Origin of the sequence: Lysobacter sp. yr284, assembly GCF_900107375.1 — a bacterium.
Taxonomy (GTDB): Bacteria; Pseudomonadota; Gammaproteobacteria; order Xanthomonadales; family Xanthomonadaceae; genus Lysobacter.
Map to the genome: position 1 here is coordinate 1,301,888 of NZ_FNPT01000001.1, position 18,260 is coordinate 1,320,147.

Here is an 18,260-nt window from a genome sequence, read left to right on the forward strand (position 1 = left end):
GCCGGCGCGGGCGCCCCGGCGCTGCGCCCCGGCTGCGCTGCGGCGCTCCGGTAGTTCGACTTCACCACAGGAGACAGGCGGGATGGCCGTTTGGTGCAATGGCGCAATCGCAAGCGAGACGTTGATCATCGATCCCAGCGATCGCGGCTTTACCCTGGGCGACGGCATATTCGAGACGATCAAATGGTCGGACGGCCACGCACGGTGGCTGGATCGCCATTTCATGCGGCTGCGCGCCTCCGCCGAGTTTCTGGCGATCCCCTTGCATTGGAGCGATGCGCAACTGGGCGATGCGATCGCCGCCGTCGTACGGGCCGAAGGCCTGGACGCGGCGGCGGTCCGCCTGACCTTGACTCGCGGACCGGCACCGCGCGGCATCCTGCCGCCGGCGAATCCGCGCCCCACCGTCGTCGTCACCGCCGGACCGCTGCCGCCGCTCAAGCCCGTCACGGCGATCATCGCGACGCAAGTAAGACGCAACGAGCACTCCATGCTGTCGCGGATCAAGTCGCTTTGCTACGCCGACAACATCCTGGCCAGCCGGGAGGCGGCGGACAAAGGCGCCGACCAGGCGTTGCTGTTGAATACGGCGGGCAGAATCGCGGAGGCCGCGATAGCCAATCTGTTCATCCGGCATGGAAACGATTTGATAACCCCGCCCTTGTCCGAAGGGGCGTTGCCTGGCGTCATGCGCGGCGTATTGATGGACAACTGCCGCGTGATCGAACGCAGCATTACGCCGCAGATGCTGACCGACGCAGAATACGCGTTCCTCAGCAGCAGCATCGGCTTGCGCTTGCTGACCCATGTCGATGGCGCGCGATTGAGCGAGAATCCGCACGTGCTGCAACCGTTCGCCGAGTGGAGCTAAGGGGCGAAGCGTCATCCCGCTTCACCTCTGTTTCCCGCATCTTCGGCGGAGAACTTCCAAAGGCACGACGGTCACATCGACCCGTTGGGCCGCTATCCGACATTCATGAAGTCCCCGCACCGCTCGCCAAGCCACAGGGCCGCCCGCATTTACAGCGCGGCACGCCGTTAGATTTGCATCCAACCGCGGGCTTCGCCGTTGCCCGAACGATTTCCCTTCACCCGCCACCCCACAACAGCTTCGACTTGCGAACCAAGAATCGATAGTTGGCGAATGCTGACAGCGCATGAAGTTTTAAATGATTGTGCAGCGCCAGTAAATCGACGAAGCAGCGCGAAGGTCATGTACTAGCGCCCATCCCACTGCGTTACGGCAAGAGCGCTTCGCCCACCGCAGCGCCAGTCGCGTGCGGGAAGGGGAGCAGTCCAGTTGGTTGATCAGCAAGAGGGGGCACAATCTCTCGCGCAAACGTTCCCGCTTGCGGTAGAACGACATCCACCAATCGGAAGCATCGGTGCGTTGGCCACCTGTTCCACAGCCACCCTTTTTAATCAGTCCCGACCACATGGAAACCTAACGCATGGGGTAAGGCAAAAAGAAAGGCAGGAGACCAGAGGCCTCCTACCCTTTCGTAAAAATGTACGACTGAGAACAGATAGTGACTTAGAACGGGATATCGTCGTCCGCGAAATCGTCGCCGAAGTCGTTGGACTTGGCCGGCGGCGCCTCGCGGCGCTGGCCGGAATCGCGGTTGCCACCGCCACCGCCACCGTAACCGCCACCACCGCCGCCGCCCGAGGAACGGGCCGGACGTTCGCCACCGCCACCACCACCACCACCACCGCCGCCGCCGCCGCCGCCGCCGCGATATTCGCCACGGCCGCCGCCTTCGGAACGAGCGCCGCCACCGCCACCGCCTTCGCCGCCACCGCCGAGCATCTGCATCTCATCGGCGATGATGTCGGTGAAATACTTCTCGACGCCGTCCTGGCCGGTGAACTTGTCGTAGCGGATCGAGCCTTCGATATAGACCTGGCGGCCCTTGCGCAGGTACTCGCCGGCGATCTCGCCGAGCTTGCCGAACAGCTTGACCCGGTGCCACTCGGTGCGTTCCTGGTTGTTGCCGTCGCGATCCTTGCGGACGCTGGTGGTGGCCAGGCTGATCGTGGTCACGGCCATGCCGCCCTGGGTGTACTTGGTCTCCGGATCGTTGCCGAGGTTGCCGACCAGGATGACTTTATTGATGCCGCGTGCCATGGGGTTCCTTGCTGACTGCCGTTCTTGGACGGCCTAAAGGGTGGATTATAGCCCCTCCCCCCGCCATCGGCCGGGGCGCCTGGGGCGGGTCGGAACACCCCGCGCCGCGCCCCCGGAAATCGGCTGGAACGCTTGTGGGACAAGGCCTTCGGCCGGCGGCGGCCGGGCCGTGCGGGCCGTCGCGGGCCCGGGTCCGCCCTGCGGGCCGGTCCGGCGCCGCATCCAGCAAACGGCCGTCGGCGAATCTCGGCCGCAGGCCGCCGCCCGGCGGCCCGCCACAGGACGCCCCCATGCGCGACGACAGCCAGCCGATCACCGCCGAGGTCCTCCACCCGGCCGTCAATTGCGCCATCGTCAAGCTGTCCTCCCGCGCCTTCCCCGGGGTGCTGCTGCAGGGCGACACGCTGCACATCCTGTATCGCAACGCCCAGTACGCGCTCGCCGGCCTGGATCCGGCCACCCACGAGGACAAGCACGACACGCTCGCGGAACTGGTCGAACACCTGGGCGAGTGTCTCGGCGTCTACGAGCGGACGCTGGCGCGGTGCGGGTATTCGTTGCCTTACGTTACCGGGAAATAGCGGACGGCCGACCGCTGTCGCTGCGGTGGCGAGGTTGCGCGGTGGGGGGGGCTGGTTTGCGGTAGCGGCTTGCGCCGCTCCCGCAAGGTGCCTGCGCAGCGCCAAGGCGGCACGGCAAGTGCACTCCAAGACCGCCCATCGCCGCCAAATGGCGGCTCTACCCTAAACTTTTTCCGAAAACTGCCGAGTAGTTCTCCATATGAGCCTTCCGAACTGGGAAGGCCGCTTACAGGGAGCAACACGGCATGTCGGCAATCGTTTCGGGGATCGGGCTGGGTCTGTTCAACGGCTCGCTGGGCCAGGTCGGGCGCAGCCTGGGCGGCAGCGCGCGGCTGGGCCAGGGCAAGGACGAGCAGTACGTCAACATCGCCACCGGCAATCTGGTGCTGCGCAGCCAGGACGAGTTCCTGATCTTCCGCGGCCTGGGCGTGGCGGCGGTGCGCACGTACAACAGCCGCGGCCAGCTCTCCGACAGCGGCGCGGATGCGTGGATCACCGGGTTCGAGCGGCGGGTGGAGCTGGTCGGCGGCGCGCTCAATGCGGCCGGCAGCGTGATGCGCCGGCATACCGGCGATGGGTCGTATCAAGACTTCGCCTATGTCTCGCCGGGGCTGTACCGCTCCAGCGTCGGCGACGGCGCCCACGACACCCTGGGCCTGGACGCCAGCGATAACGCCTGGGTCTGGACCGAAGGCAGCAGCCGGCGTGCGGAACGTTACGCCGATCATGCCGATGCCACGCTCAAGGGGCGATTGATCCGCATCCGCGAGACGAAGTCCGAGCAGGCGACGGCGATCTACTGGAACGTGCTGTACGACGCGGCCGGCCGCATCGTCGAGGTCGCTGCGGGCGAAAGCGGCGCGGCCGACGCGCTGCTGTACGCCTACGACGGCAACGGCCGGCTCAGTTCGCTGTCCACGCGCAGCGACGGCGTGGTGCGCGAGCAGACGATTTACCGCTACGACAGCGCCGGGCGCTTGTCCTCGGTGCTGAGCGACCTGACGCCCGACGACCCGGCCGGCGACCGCGACAGCTGGGATGCCGTCGACTTCGCCAACAACGACGGTTACTGGCTGCACACCGTCTACACCTACGCCGACGCCAGCAGCCTGCGCATCGCCCAGGTGCGCCAGAGCGACGGCACCGTGGTCGGCTACACCTACGACGCCCAGGGCCGGGTGCGCACGCTGACCCGCGGCGACAGCAACGCCGACGACAGCGACGGGGTCGGCCAGACGCTGACCTTCAGCTACGACGACGCCAACCACAGCACCGAGGTCGCCGATTCGAGCGGGCGTTCGTGGGGCTATGCCTACGATGCGGCGGGCCAGTTGATCGAAGTGCGCGCGCCGGCGGTGGCGGGCTTGCGCGAGCTGACCCAGTACAGCTACGACGCCGCCGGCAACGTGGTGCGGATCAAGAGCGTGCGCGGCAGCGCCACGCTGGCGCAGACGGTTTACCAGTACGACGCCAACGGCAACGCGCTGTGGCAGTGGGATACCGTCGATCCGGCCAGCGGCGCGGCGGCGACGGCGATCCAGCGCACCTGGACGGCGAGCAACCAGCTCGCCTCGCTCACCGTCTACACCGGCCTGGATGCGGACGGCGAACTCGCGGCGCAGGCGCCCAGCGGCGGCGCGACCACGTACTACGTCTACGACGCCCAGGACCGCGTGCGCTTCGTGATCGGCGCCGACGGCGCGGTGCAGGAGTTCGAGTACGCCAGCGTCGGCGCCGGCGCGGGCCAGGTGGCGAAGGCGCGCCAGTACCTGGGCGCGGCGTATTCCGGCGCGGCCACGCTGGCGGCGCTGAGCGCGTGGGCCAGCGCCGCGCAACGCGCGCAGAGCACGCTGGTGGAATCGCGCTACGACCTCAAGGGCCGGCTGGCCGGCACGACGGCGTACGCCCAGGTCGACGCGTCGGGCAATGGCGTGGAGAACGATGCGGCCGAGCTCGTGCAGTACCGCTACGACGCCCACGGCCTGCTGTTGCAGCGGCGGGTGCTGCGCAGCTCCACCGCGGCCGCCGACGACGGCCGCGACGTGGTCCAGACCACCGGCTATGTCTACGACGGCCTGGGCCGTCTGCTGTCGGAGATCGTCACCGAGAAGACCGGCGCCGGCGCCGAGCAGGTCCGCCGCAGCGTCAGCCAGTGGACCTATCTCGCCTCGTCGAACACCGTGCGCATCGTCAGCGAAGGCGGTGCGGCGAGCGACGGGATCGCCGGCAACGACCGGGTCCGGCTGGAAGTGCGCGATGCGGCCGGGCAGCTGCTGCGGGTGACCGAATCGGCGGTCGGCGGCAGCGAGGTTCGCACGCTGGCGCGCCACTACTACGACAGCGCCGGCCGCCTGCGCGCGAGCGAGGACGCTGGCGGCGCGCGGCGTTATTTCTTCTACGACGAAGCCGGCCGGCTGCAGGCGGAGGTCGATGCGACCGGCGCGGTGCTGGAGTACGTGCGCGACGAGTTGGGCCGGATCAAGCAGACCCTGGCCTACGCGTCCCGCGTCGACACCGGCGCCTGGCTGGCGGCCGGCGCGGTGGTGCCGGCGGCGCTGTCGGCGATCCGCCCGGCTGCCCACGCCGACGACCGCAGCGCCACCCGCAGTTTCGACGCGCTCGGCCGCCTGATCCGCGAACGCGAAGGCGACGGCGCGACCACGACCTACAGCTACGACGGCGCCGGCCGGCTGCTGCAGGTCGCGGGCGACGACGGCGCCGGCAACCGCCGCGTCGCGCGTTCGTTCTACGATGCCGCCGGCCGCGTCGTCGGCGAACTCGACGCCGAAGGCTACCTGGTCGAGTACCGCTACGACCTCGCCGGCCGCCGCATCGCCCGTACCGCGTACGCCACGGCCGCCGCGCAGGCGCAGCGCGCGAGCGGCACCCTGGCGCAGGTGCGCCCGGCCGCGGACGCGGCCAACGACCAGACCACGCGCTGGTTCTTCGACGGCCGCGGCAACCTCGTCGGCCAGCTCGACGCCGAAGGCTATCTGACCGAGTCGCTGTACGACGAAGCGCGCAACGAACGCGCGGGCAAGGCCTACGCGCTGCGCCTGACCGGGCTGAGCGGCAGCGAGACCCTGGCGACGCTGCGCAGCGCGGCCGCGGCCGGCGAAGTGCGCGAGACCCGCCGCAGCTTCGACGCGCTCGGCCGCCTGGTCGCCGAGCGCAACGCCGAAGGCACGCTGACGCGCTACCACTACGACGTGCAGGGCAACCTGCTGCGCGCCGAGCGCGCCGCCGACACCAGCGAGGTGCGCGAGAACCGGCTGCGCTACAACGTGTTCGGCGAGCTGATCGGCGAACTCGGCGGCGAAGGCGCCGCGCGGGTGTTGCCGAACATGACCGAGGCCCAGCTCGACGCGCTGTTCGCCCAGTACGGCGTGCGCCACCGCTACGACGCGCTGGGCCGGCGGATCGAGAGCACCGACGCGGCCGGCCGCCGCACCTGGACCTTCTACGACGCCGCCGGCCGCGCGACGTTCACCGTGCAGGGCGTGGCCGACGCCAACGGTGTGGCCAACGCGCTGGGCGAAGTCAGCGAGACCCGCTACACCGCCTTCGGCGAGGTGCGCGACCGCACCGATTACACCGGCCGCATCGTCCTGGCCACCGCCGGCAGCCGCGACAGCGCGGCCAGCGCGATCGCCGCGCTGGCCTACGTCGCCGCCAGCGACCGCCGGCGCAGCTACGCCTACAGCCCGCGCGGCCTGCTCGCCGGCGTAACCGACGCCGAAGGCCAGCAGCGCCAGTACGCGTACAACGCCTTCGACGAGCGCGTGCGCGAGGCCGTGCTCAACGCCGGCGCCGCCACGATCTGGGAGACCGACTACGACCGCCGCGGCCTGGCCATCGCCCAGCGCGACGGCGTCGGCACGACGGCGGCGCGCGCGAGCGCAGCGGTCTACGACGCGTTCGGCCGGCTGGTGCGCAGCACCGATGCGCGCGGCGTGGCGACGGCCTACGACTACGACCGCCTGGGCCGCCAGATCGCGACGTTCCAGACCGTGCTCGGCCGGGTGCAGTCGGTGCGCCAGGCCTACGACGCGTTCGGCCGCACGATCGGCGTCACCGACGCGCTGGGCCGGGTCACCACCACCGCCTACGACACCGCCACCCGCAGCACCACGGTGACCACGCCGGAAGGCGTCGCGGTCAAGACCCGGTTCGACCGCCATGGCCAGCAGGTCGAGGTGAGCGCGCCGCTGCCCGGCGGCGCCGTCGCCACCACCGGCTACGTCTACGACCGCGACGGCCGTTTGCTGTCGAGCACCGATCCGCTCGGCCGCGTCGCGGCCAACGAGTACGACGCGCGCGGTTCGCTGGTCGCCACCGTAGATGCCAGCGGCCGCCGGGTCGAGTTGCGCTACGACGCCGCCGGCCGCCTGCTGCGGCGGATCGAGGACCCCGCCGGCCTGGCGCTGACCACGACCTACCGCTACGACGGCCAGGGCCGCAAGATCGAGACCGTCGACGCCAGCGGCCGCGTCGTCGCCTACGCCTACGACCGCGAAGGCCGCCTGACCCAGGCGACCCAGGACCCCGCCGGCCTGAACCTGCGCACGACCTATGCCTACGACGCCCAGGGCCGCCAGGTCCGCGTCGTCGAAGGTGCCGGCACCGCCGCCGCGCGCACCGTGCAATACGACTACGATGCGCTCGGCCGGCGCGTCGCCGAGCGCAGCGATCCCGACGGCCTGAACCTGATCGTCGAGTACGCCTACGACGCCGCGGACCAGCTGATCCGCCGCACCGAGGCGCGCGCCGGCGTCACCCGCTATTACTACGACCAGGCCGGCCAGTTGATCTACACGATCGACCCGCTCGGCGCGATGACCCGCCATTGGTACGACCCCAACGGCCGGCGCGTGGCCACCCGCCAGTTCCTCGCCGCCACCGACGCGGCGACCCTGACCGACGCGACCACCATCGCCCAGCTCGATGCGCGCATCGTCTGGAACGCGCTCGACCCGACGAGTTACACCGTCTACGACCGCGACGGCCGCGCCACGCTGGTGCTGAGCGGGCTGGGCGAGCTGCAGGAATACAGCTACGACGCCGCCGGCCGGGTCGCCGCGGTGCGCCGCTACGCCGCGCTGTGGACCGACCTGGGCGCGCAGCGGCAGGACCAGCTGCTGCGCGGCGTCGCCGTGCCCGGCGACTTCGACCGCGCCTCGCTGCGCAACGACGCCGCCGACCAAATCACGTACCACGTCTACACCGCCGCCGGCGAACTGCGCACCACCGTCGACAACGCCGGCGCGGTGGTGTCCTACGTCTACGACCGCGCCGGCCGCGTGGTCGTGCACAAGCGCTATGCGCATGCGGCCCAGCTCACCGCGGCGCTGCGCGCCAAGCTGCTCGCCGGCACCGCCACGGCGCAGGACGTGGTCGATGTCACCGCGGTCGACGAGGCCGCCGACCCGGTCGCCTACACCGGCTACGACGGCGCCGGCCGCGCGCGCTACCGCATCGACGCCAACGGCGGCGTGGTCGAAACCCTGTACGACGCCACCGGCCGCATCGCCGGCACCCGCGCCTACGCCGCTGCTGTCGTTCTCGATGCAGCGCTCAAGGCGCAATGGGTGGCCGGCGAGGCCGCCGGCGTCGCCGCGCTCGCCACGCGCCTGGCCGCGGCCGCCGACGAGGCGCGCGACCTGCGCGAGTACCGCGTCTACGACCGCGCCGGCCGCCTCGCCGCCGTCGTCGATGGCGCCGGCTATCTCGCCACGCGCGGCTACGACGGCGCCGGCCAGTTGGTACTCGAACGCCGCCACGCCCAGGCCGCCGCGCTCTCCGCTGCGCTGCGCGCGAAACTCGTCGCCGGCACCGCCACCGCCGTCGAACTCGCCGCGCTCGCGCCGCAGGACGCCGGCGCCGATGCCGTGGTCCGGCGCGCCTACGACGCCGCCGGCCGCGAACGCTTCGTGCTGACCCAGTCCGGCCTGGCCGCCGGCGGCAGCGGCCTGTACACCGTCGCCGAACGCCGCTACGACGGCGCCGGCCGCGTCGTCGCCACGCTGCGCTACGACCGCGCCATCGCCTTCGGCGCCGGCGCCACCGTCGCCGACGTCGAGGCCGCGCTGAGCCTGGCCGGCGTCTACGCGCCCGAGCGCCACCGCCAGACCGGTTACGCCTACGATCTCGCCGGCCGCCTGCGCTTCACCGTCGACGATCTCGGCGCGGTGACCGAGCAACGCTACGACGCCCTCGGCCGCACGACCGAGACCCGCGTGTATGGCGCGTTCGTTCCCGCCGCCACCGCGATCAGCGAACCCGCGCTCGTCGCCGCCGTCGCCGCCGTCGCCGCGCTGGGGACGCCGCGCACCACCGTCACCGCCTACGACGCCGGCGGCCGCGCGCTCAGCGTCGCCGACGCGCTCGGCCAGATCCGCCGCTACGGCTACGACGCCCTCGGCCAGCTGCGCAGCTACACCAACGCCAACGGCCACACCTGGAACTACGACTACGACCTCGCCGGCCGCCGCGTCGCCGAGTACAGCCCCAGCGTCCACGTCGCCGGCTTCGACGCCGCCGGCGCGTTCAGCGAGGCCGACCGCCGCCTCGTCGTGCGCACCGTCTACGACGCCCTCGGCAACGTCCTGGCCCGCACCGAGAACGCCGACACCGACCAGGCCCGCACCGTCCGCTACGACTACGACAACCGCGGCAACCGCATCCGCACCACCTTCCCCGACGCCGGCCGGATCAACGCCAGCGGCGTGCTCGTCGCCACCGGCGTGCAACCGACCCTGGACACCGCCTACGACGCCTTCAACCGCGCCACCGTGCACAAGGACACGCGCGGCAATTACCGCTACAACGTCTACGACGGCCAGGGCCGGCTCGCCTACGAGATCGATCCCGAAGGCTACGCCACCGCCTACGGCTACGACGGCTTCGGCCAGCGCACCTCGTTGCGCCGCCATGCCCAGCGCATCGATACCGCCGCGCTCGCCGGCTGGAGCGCCGGCCAGGCGCTGAGCCTGGCGCAGGCCCAGGCCGCCGCGGTCGCCGGCGCCGCCGACCGCACTCTGGTCACCCGCTACGACCAGCGCGGGCTGGCCGTGCAGGTCGAGCAAAGCGCGGTCGGCTACTACACCGCCGCAGGCACGCTCGCCACCGGCACCCCGACCGTGCGCAGCGACTACGACGCCTACGGCCAGAAGGTCCGCGAATCGACCCTGCTCGAAGGCGGCGCCGGCCAGTCCGGCGCGGTCTGGGCCCACGCCTACACCTATTACGACGCGCTCGGCCGCGTCGCCATGGCCGTCGATGCGGAGGGCTACCTCACCCGCCGCAGCTACAACGCCACCGGCGAACTCGTCGAATCGGTCGAGTACGCCAAGCCGGTCGCCACCGCCGACCTGACCACGGCCGCGCCGCCCGCGCTGCCGCCGGCCGGCGATGCGATCAGCGGCTACGACCGCGTGCTGCGCTGGAACTACGACGCGCTCGGCCGCAAGACCCGCGAGGCCGCCACCCGCTACGTCCAGCGCAGCGACGGCAGCGGCGGCCTGCGCGAAGTCGTCGCCAGCTTCGGCTACGACGGCGAAGACCGCCTCGTGCGCCTCGACAACGACGCCGGCTCCACCACCACCGCGTACGACGCGCTCGGCCGCGTCGTCAACGTGACCGAGCCGGCCCGGCGCGTGGTCAACGACTCCACCGCCGGCATCCTCGCCGGCAACGTCAACCACGACCTCACCACCGCGTGGATGCACGAAACCGCCGCGCCGTACACCGAGATGCTCTACGACGGCTTCGGCAACCTCATCCGCACCTACCGCTACGCGCTCGGCAAGCGCGACAGCGGCGTGGCCCTGAGCGCCAGCGACCGGATCGACCTGATCCGCTACGACCGCCAGGGCCGCGCCATCGCCGCCATCGCCGGCAACGGCGACACCACCTACACCGAGTACGACGCCGCCGACAACGTCGTCCACCGCTGGTACGCGCTCAGCGGCACCCAGGCCGGCTTCGATGCCGTCGTCCATGTCTGGAACGAATACGACAAGACCGGACAGCTGCTGCATTCCAGCCAGCAACGCCAACTCGCCGGCGCCGGCGCCGCGGTCGTCGAACTCAACCAGTGGACCAGCTACAACGCCTTCGGCGAAATCCTGCGCCGCGTCCACGTCGGCGTGCAGGGCACCCTGGTCAACACCTACGACAACGCCGGCCGCCTGGTCGATTCCAACGAAACCGGCGGCGTGCGCAACTTCGGCTACAACCTCGCCGGCCAGCTCGTGCGCGAACACCGCCTCGTCGCCACCAGCGACGGCCAGCGCGTCGATGCGATCACCTGGAACACCCTGGACCGGCTCGGCCGCGTCGTCGCCACCCGCCTGCCCGCGCACACCGCCGACCCCGCCGCGACCGGCCTGGCCCAGCAACGCCGCGACCGCTGGGGCAACGTGCTGGAGACCGTGGATGCGCGCGGCTACCGCACCAATTACCGCTACAACGAACTCGACCAGGTCGTGCGCGACGAACGGCCGCTGGTCGAAGCGGTGTCCGAAACCGGCGCCAGCACCTGGACCCGGCCAGTCAACGAATGGTTCTACGACGCGTTCGGCCGCCTGATCGGCACCCGCGACGCCAACGGCAACACCCGCCTCAACGAGTACGACGCCGTCGGCCAACTGGTGCGTTCCTTCGACGCGTTCGGCCAGGCCACCCTCTACGCCTACGACGCCCTGGGCCAGCAACGCATCGCCCAGAGCCCGATCGGCCGCCTGACCTACCAGGACTACGACAAGCGCGGCCGCCTGGTCGAAACCGGCGACTTCCAAAACGGCCCCTACACCCGCACCCAGGCGCGCCTGCAGCGCTTCGTCCTCAACCAGAACGGCGACCGCCTCAGCGTCGCCGACGCGCTCGGCAACCAGACCCGCTACGACTACGCCAGCACCGGCCAGGTCGCGCGCATCCAGACCGCCACCGGCCAGATCACCTGGTACGGCTACGACATGCTGGGCCGCAAGACCTGGGAGAACTACAACACCTTCAACGGCCCCAGCGTGCAGGACCGCGACGGCGAAACCGTGCGCCTGGACGAACTGACCTGGGACTACGACGTGTTCGGCCGGTTGATCGACCACAACAACCTGAGCGGGCGCGATTCCGATTATCTGTACGACGCGGTGACCGGGCAGCTTTCCTCCGAGACCATGGCCGGCGGCGGCGCCGCCAACGCCACCCGGCGCAGCACCTACTACGCCAACGGCCAGGTCAAGGCGCTGTACGAGAGCGGCGCCACGCCGACCTACCGCTACGAGTACGACGCCGCCGGCAACCGCACCGTCGAAGAGGTCGATACCGTCGATGGTGCCGGCGCGGTCGTGCGTACGCTGACCCGCACCTGGTACGACAGCAACAACCGGGTGCAGCGGGTGGTGCTCGACGACCTGGCCGCCGGCAAGCGCGTGTTCGACCTGAGCTATGCCTACGACGCCGTCGGCAACCGCCGCAGCGTCAAGGCCAGCGCCGGCTACGGCGCGGGCGTGGACGGCATCGCGGTGGTCAACAACGCCCCGGTGGTGGTGCAGACGCCGGCCGCGCGCTCGCTGCGTCGCGGGATGGCGTCGCAGTTCTCCTTGCTGTTCAGCGACATCTTCCGCGACGCCGAGCAAGACCCGCTGACCCTGCAGATCGCCCTCGCCGACGGCAGCGCGCTGCCGTCATGGCTGAGCGTGCAGCGCGACCCCGCCAGCGGCCAGATCGCGTTCACCGGGCAACCGCCGGCCGATGCGCCCGATCAGGACCTGTCGATCCGCCTCAGCGCGCACGAGACCAACAATCCGGGCAACCGCGTCGCCACCAGCTTCGTCCTGTACGTCCGCCAGAACCTCGCGCCCCAACGCGTCGAGGAAGGCATCGCCACCGTGCGGGCGAGAACCGGGCAAAGCTGGGGCAAGGATCTGCTCGCCACCGATTTCTTCCGCGATCTCGACGTCGGCGACCGCCTGCGCCTGAGCCTGGACAATCCCGCCGCGGTGCCGTCGTGGATGAGCGTGGACTTGAGCACGCCCGGTGCGATCCGCCTCGCCGGCACCGCGCAGACCGGCACCTACACCTTGACCTTGCGCGCCACCGACGAACGCGGCGCGTCCGAACTCAAGACGGTGCAGATCGTGATCGCGCCCAACGGCGCGCCGACCGGCCCAGCGTCGCTGCCGCCGGCGAAGGCCGTCTCGGGCTACGACTTCAATTGGTCGATGCCGCTGGATCAGGTGTTCCAGGATCCGGACGCAGACGCGCTGCAAGTCGTCGCCTCCGGCCTGCCGCCGTGGCTGAGCTACCTGCACACCGCCAACTCGGGCGTGCGGACCCTGCGCCTGTCCGGCCGGGTGCCGCCCGGTACGCCCGCCGGCGACTACACGGTGTCGTTCACCGCCACCGATCCCAGCGGCGCGGCCCGCACCACCACGCTGACGGTCTCGGTACGCACCAGCAACCAGGCGCCGACCGCGCCGGCGCCGTATGTCAGCCTGCCGGTCGCGGTCAACACCGTGGACTATTGGGCGCAGTTGCCGCCGTTCGCCGATGCCGACGGCGATGCGCTGAGCTACAGCGTGCGCGACCTGCCGGCGGGCCTGGCCTTCGACCCCAACACCCGCGCGATCAGCGGGCGTGCGTCGCAGACCGGCCACTACTGGTTCTCGTACACCGCACGCGATCCCTTCGGCGGCCTGCGCACCGTCTCGGTCGCGTTGTATGTGCGCGGCAACAGCGCGCCGACCGCGGCGGCGATCCCCAACCAGCAATCGGCCGTCGGCACCGCATGGAGCTACCAAGTGCCGGCGTTCGGCGACAGCGACGGCGACGCGCTCGGCTACACCGCCAGCGGCCTGCCGCCGGGCCTGTCGATCAGCGCTACCGGCGCGATCCAGGGCGCCGCGACCGCCGCCGGCAACTACGGCGTCACCGTGACTGCGCGCGATCCGTACGGCGGCAGCGCCAGCGCCTACTTCGTCATCTCCGTCGCCGTCGCGCCGCCGCCCAACCGCGCACCGGTGGTCACCGGCGCGCCGGATCAGATGCTGTTCGAGACCACCAACCTGCGGCCGACGACATACCAGGCCTACTCCATCCGCGGCGACATCATCGTCGACCCGGACAACAACCCGCTGACCTACGCCATCATCGAAAAGCCCGACTGGCTGACCTACGGCCGCGGCGCCAACGGGACCCATGTCGTCGGCGGCGTACCGCCGCGCCGCACCGCCAACGAACGCGTGGTCCTGCGCGCCACCGATCCGTCCGGCCTGTCGGTGGACCTGGTGTTCTACGTCAGCCTGGTCTATCACTACCAAGACCCGGGCGGCCCGGTCGATCCCTTCAGCCTGCCCGGCGGCGGCGAAGTGCTGAGCTTCGACATGGGCGCGGGCGCCGGTGCGCCCGACGATGCCGCGACGCCGGCGAGTATGAGCGACACATCGTCCATCGCCAGCGCCGACGCACCGGCGCTTGCCGCCGCGGCCACCACTGCGATCCCGGTGCAGACCAAGCAGCTGTGGTTCGCCTACGACGCCGAGAACCGCGTCCGCATCAACAACGGCGAACTGCGCGACGGCAAGATCCAACTCTCGCTGCTGGGCGCGGATTCCTACGAGCAGTACTACGACGGCGCCGGCCGCGCCGTCTCGCGCACCGAACTGCGCCGCGACACCGCCCAGGGCACCCAGTCCACCTGGCAGACCTACACCGACTACGACCTGCGCGGCAACCGCACCGGCGAGCGCAGCTACCGCTACAACAACCAGGACGGCCTGTACGAGCAGATCAGCGCCAAGACCCTGCGCTACGACGACAACAGCCGCCTGATCGAAACCCGCAGCTATTACGGCGCCTCGCTGACCTACCGCCACAGCTCCGGCGCCGACGGCGAAACCGTCTACACCAACTACGGCGGCTGGCTCGCCGGCGCCGAACAGTACGCCTACGACGCCGGCGGCCGGCTGATGTACCAGACGGTGTATCAACGCGACACCTCGCGCCCGGACTGGGTGCTGTACGCGCAAGGCGACCAAGCCAACGACCTCAGCGTCCTGGCCACTCAGAACCGCACCGACTACCGCCTGTCCGACAGCGACACCGTCGCCACCGGCTACGACGCGTTCAACCGCCTCACCCGCTACCGTTCGATCGGCAGCGGCTACGTCCACACCTATACCAGCACCTACGTCGGCTGGGAGGGCTTCCAGGAAAGCAGCGTTACCGGCACCAGCAGCAACCCCGACTACCGCACCACCACCAACACCCTCACCTACGACGCCTTCGGCCGCCTAACCACGCAGCGCGAAAACACCCCGCTGCGCAGCGGCGCGCTCGACGACCGCGTGCGCTACTACAGCCTCAACGGCGACGGCCGCGTGCAGACGCGGCGCGAAGGCACGATCAAGAACGGCGCCTTCGTCCAAGACGGCCCCGGCGGCCCGGGCAACTACCTGCTGGTCCATGCCGGCGGTCAGCAACTGGCCGAACTGAAGCAGGGCCAAGCCGTTTCCGGGCCGAATCAACCGCTGTACTACACCGACCAGGTCGTCAGCCTGGGCGGACTCGGCAATTACGAAGTGAGCGCAGGCAATCAGATTGCCGCGTTGCCGGGCGAGACGCTGGTGATGCTTGCACAGCGCGTCTATGGCGATGGGCAACTGTGGTACGTGATCGCCGAGGCCAATGGGCTGGGCGATCCGAATCAGGAACTGGCCGAGGGGCTGTTGCTGACGGTGCCTAGCGTCAAGGTCAGCCGGAACAGTGCGGAGACGTTCAAGCCGTACAGCCCGGGGGAGGCGATTGGGTCTACTACGCCGGGGTTGCCGTACATTCCGCTGCCGCCGAAGGATGGGTGCGGCGCATTCGCGACCATCATGATGACGGTCGTCGCCGTCGCCGTCGCTTACTTCACTTGGGGAGCGCTCAGCGGGCCGATGGCGGGCGTGATCTCGTCTTCGGTGGGCGCCGGCATCGCAACCGGCGCCATCGCCGGCGCCGCCGCCAGTGCGGCCAGCCTGGGCGTCGGCAGCATGATGGGCGCGGTCAGTTTCAACTGGCGCAGCGTCGCTGCAGGAGCGGTGGCCGGCGCCGTGACCGGCGGTATCGCATCCCAATGGGGCGGCGTGACCGAAGCCTTGGCGAACAGCCCGTTGAAGGCAGTGGGGCTTGCGGTGACGAACTCGGTCGTCGGCGCGGCGGCCGACAAGCTCATCGCCAACAACTCCTTCAGTTGGCGCAATGTCGCGATAGGGACGGGGTTCCAGTTGGCGCTAAGCGCGTTAGCGATCGCCACTTCGCGAAACGGCAGTACCAGCGCGGCAAAAACCAAAGCATCCAACGTCGAGTTCGAGGATGGGCAAAGTCTTGAAAGCAGGCTGAGGCGACAATCAGGTCTGGTCAGCAACGAAGAAGGCGGCCGCTCGACAGAGTTCCGTCGCGCAATAGATCAGAACGGCCGTTTGATCTACGTAGACAGGCAAGGCAACCGAGTCGGCCCGCCGGTCACCCTCGATACTCCCGCTCAGATGTCGGGCGATACCCTGCATGTACAACCGCCAAATCGAGTTCTCAGTGGCGAAGATCTAGCACCTCCGCACGACCTCCCAAGAGTCACGGTAACTGCCTCGCCTCAGTTCGCAGCGCAGTCACCTCTCCCTGTCCAGGTCAGGCTCCCGGTTCCGAATAGCCTGTCCCGTCCTGCACTAAAACAAGAAATCACACTACGGCCAGCCCAACTGGAGAATTTATACACTCCGCGCTATGGGCCGTACGAAGCCGCTTACAACGGATACATCGCCGGCCTGGACGACGCGAGCAATCCCTTGCATATACGCGCTATGGGCCTCGCCGGAGCGGTGATCGCGTCACCTATGGCGCTAGCCGATATGATGACGTCTGGCATCATTAACGCCCCGAACAACGCTAATCTCGCCGGGCAATCGTTTGCGAAAGCGAGCATGCTGGAAGGTCATGATTCTGTCATTGCTGGTCTGGAAGGAACTTTGCATGCAGTTAATGCTTTTCTTGGCTTCGGAGATCTCGCGACACTAGGTTCCGGCGGACTGACTCGAGATGTAGCACATCCACCCCTTGTCTATCGAGAGTATCCAAACCCCACTTTCCCTTCATGGCGCAGGCAAACGCCCTCAACGAAGACCTCCTCGACATCAAGAGCGTCGAAGCCGACATTGATGACCGAAGAGCCAACTTTCGGGACTGCGGGCGCATCTATCCCCAAAGCCGATAGACAGGGACATTATTACCAGTCGATAAAGCCGCTCTCGAATCTCGAAGTCTATGGAGAACACATAACCAGAACCCCGGCCGAAGCTTTAGCCATCATGGAGAAAATTGGCTATCACGCCGAAGAGCTGGAAAAATATCACATAATATCCCTGACCGAGAGAGAATATCGCGCCCTAGCGGACGCATATCAATTCGAATTCAATGCAACATACGGTCGCATTGACTCGACGACGAAACACGTCAGCTTTAAGGAGACTGTCCAGGAAGAGATAGGGGGCACCCGAAAATCCGTCATCAGAGTCCGAGGAACAGTATTCGAAAGCGATGAGCATATCGTGCAGACACTCACCCATGAATTTTCAGAAATTGAGGAACTGGAATATCGGGCCGCAAGACCAGTAAGCGTAAGGGAGTACAATCAGATGATCCTCCCTAACATCGAAGGAAATCTGCACTACCATGCCGTAAAAGCTGCCGACGACATGCTTGAACTTTATCGAAAGCTAAGAGCCGAAGGGAAAATTTAATGCCAACTAAATCTGAACTCGATGCAATTATTTCACTTTCTCAAAAGAGCGAAAGCGGAAACTTATCTGGCATAGTCGCGATTTGCGCAGCGCAATTTGCGGTGGAAAACAAGGATCTAGATATACTAAAAACACTTCCAGACCAAGCAAAGCAGGAATTATCGAGAATAATAACGCACTTTCTTAGCGAGAAAACTTATGAGGTCTACTCGAATCTCGGCGTTACAGACCACACCCCTCTACTGAGAGAGTTGATTTCCCTTGCAGATGGTGACCCGAGCAATATTTTTGAGTAGATCAGCAACATCAAGGCCAGGGCCACGCCCACTTCCGATTCGATGCATCGACATCAGAATAAAGAAGCAAGTACTTTCGCTAAACAGATGATGCGATCTACCTTGAGGGCACCATTAAAATCTTGTAAGCCGACGACCACTGCTACTGACTAACGAGGCAAAGAAAAAGAAACGAGCTGTCTAGCTAGAAGTGATGCAATCAGACATTCAGACCGCCCATCCGATAATCAGCGACTCCTTATGAACGCGATAAAAAAGCCGGTAAAGTCCTGCATAAAAATCATCCTAAATTTTCTAAATAAGAATGACCGGAGCATTTCTAATTATTCAAACTAACGGCATGTCAATGAGTGGCGTGGAGTTCACCCACATCGTCGAGGCGCTACGACGCTCCCTTAAAGACCAATCCCAAGAGTCTTTGGAGGCCGCTTATCGCTCAATGGATGAGAGCGGAATGGATTTCGTTTCGCTTGAGTCC

Annotated in this window: 5 protein-coding genes; 4 read left to right on the plus strand and 1 reads right to left on the minus strand. The window is 67.9% G+C overall.

Annotated features, from left to right (window positions below; genetic code table 11):
• Positions 1-121 precede the first annotated feature (121 nt).
• Positions 122-871 (plus strand): aminotransferase class IV, encoded by a 750-nt coding sequence (locus BLV01_RS05020; RefSeq protein ID WP_217633441.1) that lies wholly within the window; start codon positions 122-124, stop codon positions 869-871.
• Between the two features lie 663 nt (positions 872-1,534).
• Here the strand turns inward: BLV01_RS05020 and ssb are convergent.
• Complete coding sequence (ssb, locus tag BLV01_RS05025; protein WP_091794528.1) at positions 1,535-2,128, minus strand: single-stranded DNA-binding protein; 594 nt, start codon at positions 2,126-2,128, stop codon at positions 1,535-1,537.
• Positions 2,129-2,418: 290 nt separating this feature from the next.
• On the opposite strand from ssb, the gene BLV01_RS05030 reads away from it, so the two are divergent.
• The 3 genes from BLV01_RS05030 (at position 2,419) to BLV01_RS25190 (ending at position 17,782) form a co-directional block, all read left to right on the plus strand.
• The gene (locus BLV01_RS05030; protein ID WP_091794530.1) at positions 2,419-2,709 is read left to right on the plus strand and encodes a DUF6959 family protein; all 291 of its coding nucleotides are present in this window, start codon (positions 2,419-2,421) and stop codon (positions 2,707-2,709) included.
• Between the two features lie 245 nt (positions 2,710-2,954).
• Positions 2,955-17,486 carry a putative Ig domain-containing protein gene (locus tag BLV01_RS05035; RefSeq protein WP_091794532.1) on the plus strand — a complete coding sequence of 4,844 codons (14,532 nt, stop codon included), beginning with the start codon at positions 2,955-2,957 and terminating at the stop codon, positions 17,484-17,486.
• Positions 17,486-17,782 carry a zinc-dependent peptidase gene (locus tag BLV01_RS25190; RefSeq protein WP_139178481.1) on the plus strand — a complete coding sequence of 99 codons (297 nt, stop codon included), beginning with the start codon at positions 17,486-17,488 and terminating at the stop codon, positions 17,780-17,782. Before BLV01_RS05035 ends, BLV01_RS25190 begins: the two co-directional genes overlap by 1 nt.
• Positions 17,783-18,260: the final 478 nt, after the last annotated feature.